Annotated in this window: 8 protein-coding genes; 7 read left to right on the forward strand and 1 reads right to left on the reverse strand. The window is 68.4% G+C overall.

What is annotated here, in order from left to right; genetic code table 11:
• On the reverse strand, positions 1 to 920 hold a 920-nt coding region (locus tag AC1DOC_RS10095), incomplete at its 3' end, for a helix-turn-helix transcriptional regulator (protein WP_478129752.1).
• 200 nt (positions 921 to 1,120) lie between these two features.
• On the opposite strand from AC1DOC_RS10095, the gene AC1DOC_RS10100 reads away from it, so the two are divergent.
• From AC1DOC_RS10100 to AC1DOC_RS10130, 7 genes are all read left to right on the forward strand, one after another.
• Positions 1,121 to 1,594 (forward strand): 4-hydroxylaminobenzoate lyase, encoded by a 474-nt coding sequence (locus AC1DOC_RS10100; protein WP_278879678.1) that lies wholly within the window; start codon positions 1,121 to 1,123, stop codon positions 1,592 to 1,594.
• Positions 1,591 to 3,141, forward strand: a complete 1,551-nt coding sequence (locus AC1DOC_RS10105; protein ID WP_478129753.1) for a 3,4-dehydroadipyl-CoA semialdehyde dehydrogenase — start codon at positions 1,591 to 1,593, stop codon at positions 3,139 to 3,141. Before AC1DOC_RS10100 ends, AC1DOC_RS10105 begins: the two co-directional genes overlap by 4 nt.
• 28 nt (positions 3,142 to 3,169) lie before the next feature.
• On the forward strand, positions 3,170 to 4,717 hold the full coding sequence (locus AC1DOC_RS10110) for a benzoate-CoA ligase family protein (protein ID WP_436299189.1): 1,548 nt from the start codon (positions 3,170 to 3,172) through the stop codon (positions 4,715 to 4,717).
• Between the two features lie 139 nt (positions 4,718 to 4,856).
• Positions 4,857 to 5,660 carry an alpha/beta fold hydrolase gene (locus tag AC1DOC_RS10115; protein ID WP_436299188.1) on the forward strand — a complete coding sequence of 268 codons (804 nt, stop codon included), beginning with the start codon at positions 4,857 to 4,859 and terminating at the stop codon, positions 5,658 to 5,660.
• On the forward strand, positions 5,657 to 6,841 hold the full coding sequence (locus tag AC1DOC_RS10120; protein ID WP_012745252.1) for an ABC transporter substrate-binding protein: 1,185 nt from the start codon (positions 5,657 to 5,659) through the stop codon (positions 6,839 to 6,841). The genes AC1DOC_RS10115 and AC1DOC_RS10120 overlap by 4 nt, the downstream gene beginning before the upstream one ends.
• A 155-nt stretch (positions 6,842 to 6,996) precedes the next feature.
• Positions 6,997 to 7,869, forward strand: coding sequence for a branched-chain amino acid ABC transporter permease (locus AC1DOC_RS10125; protein ID WP_307593159.1), 873 nt, complete (start codon positions 6,997 to 6,999; stop codon positions 7,867 to 7,869).
• Positions 7,866 to 8,219 (forward strand): ABC transporter permease subunit (locus tag AC1DOC_RS10130; RefSeq protein WP_478129754.1); only part of this gene is annotated, 354 nt, incomplete at its 3' end. The genes AC1DOC_RS10125 and AC1DOC_RS10130, both read left to right, overlap by 4 nt.

Raw genomic sequence — 8,219 nt, forward strand, 5'->3', positions numbered from 1 at the left:
ACCGTGCGCAGCGCCTGGAAGCTCTGCGCCAGTGTCTTGCCGCTGGTGTCCACCGAGAGATCGGCCTTCGAATAGAAGGCGGCGCGGCCGTTCAGGATGCGGCGCAGGTCTTCCATGGCCTCCTTGCTGGCGGCCATGGGGCGGGTGTCGCCCTGCGCGGCCACGCGGCCCATGTGCTCCTCGGGCGCGGCCTGCAGCCACACGGTGGTGCAGTGCGCGAGCAGCTCGTTGAAGGTGGCGGGATCCGAGACGATGCCGCCCGGCGTGGCAATGACCACCTCGCCGTAGATCTGGATGGCTTCCTCGAGCGCGCGGCGCTCGTAGCGGCGGTAGGCGTTGGTGCCGTAGAGGTCGTGGATCTCGCGCACGCTGCAGCCTGCGAGCTTCTCGATGTCGCGGCTCAGTTCCACGAAGGGCACGTCGAGGTCGTCGGCCAGCATCTGCCCGAGCGTCGACTTGCCCGCGCCGCGCAGGCCCACGAGCGCAATGCGGCGGTGGCGCGCCGGATCGACCGAGGCCGTGCCCAGCAGCTCACCCACCGCCACGCGCACGCGGCGCAGGTCGGCCTCGCTGCGGTTCTCGAGCAGCTCGCGGATCAGCAGCCACTCGGGCGAGCTGGTGGTCACGTCGCCGACCAGCTCGGCCAGCGAGCAGTGCAGCGCGCCGGCCACCTGCTGCAGCACCAGGATCGACGCGTTGCCGATGCCGTATTCGAGATTGGCCAGGTGCCGCTCCGACACGTCGGCCGCAATGGCCACCGCCTTGCGCGTGAGGCCGCGCTGCGCGCGCAGGTTGCGCACGCGCTCACCCAGCGCCGCCAGCAATGGATTCTTGGCCTCCCCGGCCGGTGCCGCGGGGTTGCCGGCGCGCTGGCCTTCTTCGGGCGCGGGGGCCAGCACCGCGTCTACGTGCTCGTTCATGCATGTCCTCGTTCTTGGCCGGGATTGTGCGCGCTCAGGGTAAACACCATAGATGCACTATATTGCTTGACACCTATGGAGTCGATGCTTATTGTTCGRCCACAAGCAAGATACTGCACGCGCACCAATCCTGCAAGGTAGTCCGAAAGTTCGCTGCGCCATTCACCCTGCCAGCCAGCCTCCAAAAAGGAAGCCCGCCCATGTCCAGCAAGGAAGCATTTCACCAGTTGATCGCCGGCCTGGCCGCCGAAATTGCCGGCCGGCCGCTCGACGAACAGCTCGACCAGTGGCTCAACGCCACGCACGGCGCAGGCAGCGCGCGCTTCGAGGCGCTGCGCCAGGCCTGCATCGGCGGCGTGGCCGAAGGCTGGCTGTGCGAGCGCGAGGGCGGCGGCATCCGCTACGGCCGCGTGTTCAAGGCGGAGGACGCGCTGCAGCGCTTCTCGGTCGACGTGGTCGACATGCAGGACATCGCGGGGCCGCACCACACCCATCCGAACGGCGAGATCGACCTGATCATGCCGCTCGAAGGCAGCCCCGGCGCCACCTTCGACGGCCGGCCTGCGGGCTGGTGCGTCTACGGTCCCGGCACCGCGCACCGCCCGACCGTGGCGAACGGCCGCGCCCTCGTTCTCTATCTCCTGCCTGAAGGGCAGATCAAGTTCACCCCATGACCGAACTCCTCCCCAACTACGTCGCCGGCCGCTGGCAAGGCGGATCGGGCGCCGGCACGCCGCTCTTCGACCCGGTGCTGGGCACCGAGCTCGTGCGCGTCGACGCCACCGGCCTGGACCTGCCCGCCGCCTTTGCCTTTGCGCGCGATGAGGGCGGCCACGCGCTGCGCGCCCTCACCTATCGCCAGCGCGCCGGGCTGCTCGGCGCCATCGTGAAGGTGCTGCAGGCGAACCGCGATGCCTACTACGAGATCGCCACCGCGAACTCCGGCACGGTGAAGAACGACTCGGCCGTCGACATCGACGGTGCGATCTTCACGCTGGGCCAGTACGCGAAGTGGGGCGATGCGCTCGGCGACGTGCGCGCGCTGCGCGATGGCGAGGCCGTGAAGCTCGGCAAGGAACCGGTGTTCCAGTCGCAGCACCTGCAGCTGCCGACGCACGGCGTGGCGCTCTTCATCAACGCCTTCAACTTTCCGTCGTGGGGGCTGTGGGAAAAGGCCGCGCCGGCGCTGCTCTCGGGCGTGCCGGTGATCGTGAAGCCCGCCACGGCCACCGCCTGGCTTACGCAGCGCATGGTCAAGGACGTGGTCGATGCGGGCGTGCTGCCCGCGGGCGCGCTCTCGGTCGTCTGCGGCAGCTCGGCGGGCCTGATGGATGCGCTGCAGCCCTTCGACGTGGTCTCGTTCACCGGCTCGGCCGAAACCGCGGCGGTGATCCGCTCGCACCYGGCCGTGGCCCAGCGCTCGGTGCGCGTGAACATCGAGGCCGACAGCCTCAACAGCGCCCTGCTGCTGCCCGGCGCCGCGGCCGGCAGCGAGGCCTTCAACCTGCTGGTGCGCGAAGTGGTGCGCGAGATGACGGTCAAGGCTGGCCAGAAATGCACCGCGATACGCCGCATCCTGGTGCCGGCCGAGCTCTACGACGCCGCGGCCCAGGCCATTGGCGCCAAGCTCGCAGGCATCACCGTCGGCAATCCGCGCAACGAGAGCGTGCGCATGGGTTCGCTCGTGAGCCGGGCGCAGATGAACGCAGTGAGCCAGGGCCTGGAAGCGCTCTCTGCGCAGGCCGGCGTGCTGTACGACGGGCGCAACACGCCGCTGATCGATGCCGAACCGTCGGTGGCCGCCTGCATCGGCCCCGTGCTGCTGGGTGCGCGCGACGCCGATGCGGCGCAGCGCGTGCACGACGTGGAAGTGTTCGGGCCCGTCGCCACGCTGCTGCCCTACCGCGACCTGGCGCACGGCATCGCACTGGCGCATCGCGGCCAGGGTTCGCTCGTGACTTCGCTCTACGGCAGCGACGACGCCGCGCTGGCGCAGGCCGCGCTCGCGGTGGCGCCGAGCCATGGCCGCGTGCACGTGATCACGCCAGAGGTGGCGCAGGCCCACACCGGCCACGGCAACGTGATGCCGATGTCGCTGCACGGCGGCCCGGGCCGCGCGGGCGGCGGCGCCGAGCTCGGCGGCCTGCGCGCGCTGGACTTCTACCATCGCCGCAGCGCCGTGCAGGCGAGCCCCGGCGTGCTGGCCGCACTGGGCCTCTAGAAAAAGAACCCGGCCGAAGGAGACAACCATGACCCTGCCCCAACGATTCAATTTCGCCGAGCACCTGTTCGCGCTGAACCGCGGCCGCGCCGAGCGCACCGCCTACATCGACGACCGCGGCACGCTCGCCTACGGCCAGCTCGAGGACCGCGCGCGCCGCCTGGCGGCCGCGCTCAAGGCCGCCGGCGTGCGGCGCGAAGAGCGCGTGCTGCTGCTGATGCTCGACAGCAGCGACTGGCCCGTGAGCTTTCTCGGCTGCCTCTATGCCGGCGTGGTCCCCGTCGCCGTCAACACGCTGCTCACGCCCGCGGACTACGCCTACATGCTCGACCACAGCCGCGCGCAGGCCGCGCTGGTGTCGGGCGCATTGCTGCCCGCGCTGCAGGAGGCGATGGCGCTTGGCGCGCACGAAGTGCACACGCTGATCGTCTCGCAGCCCACGGGCGCGCTGCCTGAAGGCGCGCAGGAATTCGAAGCCGCGCTCGCGGCCGCCGCGCCGATGGCGGCGCCCGCACCCACGGCCTCCGACGACCCCGGCTTCTGGCTGTATTCCTCCGGCTCCACCGGCAAGCCCAAGGGCACTGTCCACACGCACGCCAACCTGTGGTGGACGGCCGAGCTCTACGGCAAGCCGGTGCTCGGGCTCTCCGAGAACGACGTGTGCTTCTCGGCCGCCAAGATGTACTTCGCCTACGGCCTGGGCAATGCGCTGACCTTTCCGCTGTCGGTCGGCGCCACGGTGGTGCTGATGGCCGAGCGCCCCACGCCAGACGCCACCTTCCGCCGCTGGGTGGAGCACAAACCCACTGTCTTTTTCGGCGCGCCCACCGGCTTCGCCGGCATGCTCGCCTCGCCGAAGCTGCCGGCGCGAGAAGCCGTGGCCTTGCGCATGTGTTCTTCCGCCGGCGAGGCACTGCCCGGCGAGATCGCGCAGCGCTTCAAGGCGCACTTCGGCTGCGAGATCATCGACGGCATCGGCTCGACCGAGATGCTGCACATCTTCATCTCCAACCGCCCCGGCGACGTGCGCTACGGCACCACGGGCAAGCCGGTGGAAGGCTACGAGGTCGAGCTGCGCGGCGAGGACGGCCGCCCGGTGCCCGATGGCGAAGTGGGCGACCTCTACATCCGCGGCCCGAGTTCGGCGCTCATGTACTGGTGCAACCGCGAGAAGTCGCGCGAGACCTTCCAGGGCGGCTGGACCAAGAGCGGCGACAAGTACACGCGCGACGCCGACGGCTACTACACCTACGCCGGGCGCAGCGACGACATGCTCAAGGTCAGCGGCATCTATGTGTCGCCCTTCGAGGTGGAAGCCACGCTGATGCAGCACCCCGCGGTGCTCGAGGCCGCGGTGATCGGCAAGGAAGACGCGGACGGGCTGACCAAGACCAAGGCCTTTGTCGTGCTGAAGGACGGCCAGTCGGTCAGCGACGAGGAGCTGAAGGCTTTTGTGAAGGAAAGGCTTGCGCCGTACAAGTACCCGCGCTTCCTGGAGTTCGTGCAGGAGCTGCCGAAGACGGCGACGGGGAAGATCCAGCGGTTCAGGCTGCGGGAGCGGGAGAGGCAGGCATGAGCATGAGGTTCCCGCGTTGTTCCCTCTCCCTCCGGGAGAGGGCTAGGGTGAGGGCTTCGGCCTTCGCAAAAGCACCGCCTTCGCCAGCGCCGCTGGCCCTCACCCCCGCCCTCTCCCAGAGGGAGAGGGAGCAACAGCCATGACTCCCGACTTCGCCACCATCAACTGGCGCGGCCGCCCCGTGCGCATCGAATGCCAATGGATCGCCCCCGAGCGCACCGATGCCCCGCTCATCGTCTTCCTGCACGAAGGCCTCGGCTCCATCGCGATGTGGAAGGACTTCCCCGCGCAAGTCTGCAACGCCGCCCATGCCCGCGGCCTCGTGTTCTCGCGCCCCGGCTACGGCCGCTCGACGCCGCGCGCAGACGACGAGATCTGGGACGTCGACTTCATGCACCGCCAGGCACACGAGGTGCTGCCCGCGCTCTTCACCGCGCTGAAGCTCGACGATGAAAAGCCCTGGCTCTTCGGCCACAGCGACGGCGGCTCGATCTCGCTGCTGTATGCCTCGCGCTTTGCGGACCGCGTCAGCGGCCTGATCGTGCTCGCGCCGCACATCTTCGTGGAAGACGTGACGGTCGCGAACATCGAGCAGGCCCGCACCGCGTATCTCTCGACCGACCTGCCGGCGAAGCTCGGCCGCTACCACGACAGCGCCGACTCGGCCTTCTGGGGCTGGAACCGCATCTGGCTGCACCCGCCCTTCCGCGAATGGAACATCGAGGCCGAACTCGACACCATCCGCTGCCCCGTCCTCGCCATCCAGGGCACGGGCGACGAGTACGGCACGCTCGCGCAGATCCACGGCATCGCGGCGCGGGTCAGGGGATGCGAGCTGCTCGAAATCCCGGAATGCGGGCATTCCCCGCATCGCGATCAGCCGGATCGTGTCATCGTCGCGGCCACTTCTTTCATTACCAAAAACAGGAGACAAACACCATGACCCCATTCACCCCGGTTCGCACTGCCCGCCTGGCCCTCACAGCCATCGCCTTCGCCGCCCTGGCCAGCGCCGCCGGCGCGCAGGGTTCGGCCAAGCTCAAGGTCGGCCTGATGCTGCCTTACAGCGGCACCTACACCGCGCTGGGCGTGGCCATCGAGAACGGCTTCAAGCTCTATGTCGACGAGCACGGCGGCAAGCTGGCGGGCCGCGAGATCGAATACTTCAAGGTCGACGACGAGTCCGACCCGGCCAAGGCCACCGACAACGTCAACAAGCTCATCAAGCGCGACAACGTCGACGTGATCGTCGGCACCGTGCACTCGGGCGTCGCCATGGCCATGGCCAAGGCCGCCAAGGAAAGCGGCACCGTGCTGATCGTGCCCAATGCCGGTGCCGACGCGGTCACGGGCCCGATGTGCGCGCCCAACATCTTCCGCAGTTCGTTCAGCAACTGGCAGCCGGCCTTCGCGATGGGCGAAGTGGCGGCCAAGCAGCAGGGCAAGAAGAAGGCGATGACCATCACCTGGAAGTACGCGGCCGGCGACGAGTCGGTCAACGGCTTCAAGGAAGGCTTCGAGAAGAACGGCGGCAAGGTCGACAAGCAGCTCACGCTGCCGTTTCCCAACGTCGAGTTCCAGGCGCTCCTGACCGAGATCGCGGCGGCCAAGCCCGATGCGGTGTATGCCTTCTTCGCGGGTGGCGGCGCGGTGAAGTTCGTCAAGGACTACCAGGCCGCGGGCCTCAACAAGACGATTCCGCTCTACGGCCCGGGCTTCCTGACCGACGGCACCCTGGACGCGCAGGGCGAGGCCGCGCAGGGCATGCTGACCACGCTGCACTATGCCGACGGCCTCAACACCGCACGCGACAACGCCTTCCGCGTCGGCTACGCCAAGGCCTTCAAGCTGCAGCCCGACGTGTATGCCGTGCAGGGCTACGACGCGGCGCAGATGCTGGGCGTGGGCCTGGCTGCCACCAAGGGCGACATCGGCAAGAAGGCCGAGTTCACCGCCGCCATCGAGAAGGCCAAGATCGACAGCCCGCGCGGCACGTTCACCATGAGCAAGTCGCACAACCCGGTGCAGGACATCTACCTGCGCAAGGTGGAAGGCAAGGAGAACAAGCTGGTGAGCATTGCGATCAAGGGGCTGACGGATCCGGCCCGCGGCTGCAGGATGTAGCCCACCCCCGTCCCTCGCTCACTGCGTGTAGCTCGACTCCCCCCTCGAGGGGGCGACACCGGCGGCCCGGCGAAGCCGGTTCCGCGGTGTCTCACGAACATCGCGGGCGCTGCGCGCCACGCTCTTTCTTTCAGCCGCTACCGGGATGACCTAACGTGGATTTCGGCACCTTCCTTGTCCAGTGCCTGAACTCGGTTCAGTACGGACTTCTTCTGTTCCTGGTGGCCTCGGGGCTCACGCTGATCTTCGGGATCATGGGCGTGATCAACCTTGCGCACGGCAGCTTCTACATGATCGGCGCGTACATGGCGTTCGCGCTCTCGCCGCTGTTCGGCGACCAGTTCTTGCTGATGCTTGTGGCCGGCGTGGTGCTGGCGGCGATCTTCGGCTACCTGCTCGAATGGGCCTTCTTCAGCTACCTGTACCAGCGCGACCACCTGCAGCAGGTGCTGATGACCTACGGGCTCATCCTGGTGTTCGAGGAGCTGCGCTCCATTCTCGTGGGCAACGACGTGCACGGCGTGAAGGTGCCGGCCTGGCTCGACGGCAGCTTTGCGCTCGGCAACGTCATGAGCTATCCGTGGTACCGGCTCTTCGCCTCGGCCGCCTGCATCGTGCTGGCGGTGGCGCTGTACTGGGTGGTCAACCGCACGCGGCTGGGCATGATGATCCGCGCCGGCGCGAGCAACCGCGACATGGTGCGGGGCCTGGGCATCGATGTGAAACGGCTCTACCGCATCGTGTTCGCGGCCGGCGTGGCGCTCGCGGCGCTGGCCGGGATGATCGCGGCGCCGATGTCCTCGGTGTATCCCAACATGGGCGCAAGCGTGCTCATCATCTGCTTCGTGCTGGTGGTGATCGGCGGCATCGGCTCGATCACGGGCGCGCTCGTGGCCTCGCTGCTGGTGGGCTTCGTCGACACCTTCGGCAAGGTGTTCTTCGCGGACCTGAGCGGCATCGGCATCTATCTGCTGATGGCCATCGTGCTGATCTGGAAGCCCGAAGGGCTGATGGGGAGGCGGCCATGACGCAGACCCACACTTCTTCCATGCGGCGCGGCGCGTTTCTCGTGCCGGTGGTCTGCGCCATTGCCATCGGCGTGCTCGGCCCGCTCATGGGCAACTACGTCTCGGACTTCGTCGTCAAGGTGATGATCCTGTCGATCTTCGCGCTGAGCCTGGAACTGCTGGTCGGCATGACGGGGCTCGTGAGCCTGGGCCATGCGGCGTTCTACGGCATCGGCGCCTACGTCACGGTGCTGGCCTCGGGCAGCGAGGGCGGCAACCTCGCGCTGCTGCTGCCGCTGGCCATGGGCGCGGCGGCACTCTACGCGCTCTTCGTCGGCGCGCTGAGCCTGCGCACGCGCGGCGTGTACTTC

This window comes from Variovorax sp. 01T439_2, assembly GCF_056398445.1.

Excerpts from the sequence above, each read along its gene's own strand:
- AC1DOC_RS10100 (WP_278879678.1), top strand. The coding sequence starts at position 1,121 with ATGTCCAGCAAGGAAGCATTTCACCAGTTGATCGCCGGCCTGGCCGCC.
- AC1DOC_RS10110 (WP_436299189.1), top strand. The coding sequence starts at position 3,170 with ATGACCCTGCCCCAACGATTCAATTTCGCCGAGCACCTGTTCGCGCTG.
- AC1DOC_RS10115 (WP_436299188.1), top strand. The coding sequence starts at position 4,857 with ATGACTCCCGACTTCGCCACCATCAACTGGCGCGGCCGCCCCGTGCGC.
- AC1DOC_RS10120 (WP_012745252.1), top strand. The coding sequence starts at position 5,657 with ATGACCCCATTCACCCCGGTTCGCACTGCCCGCCTGGCCCTCACAGCC.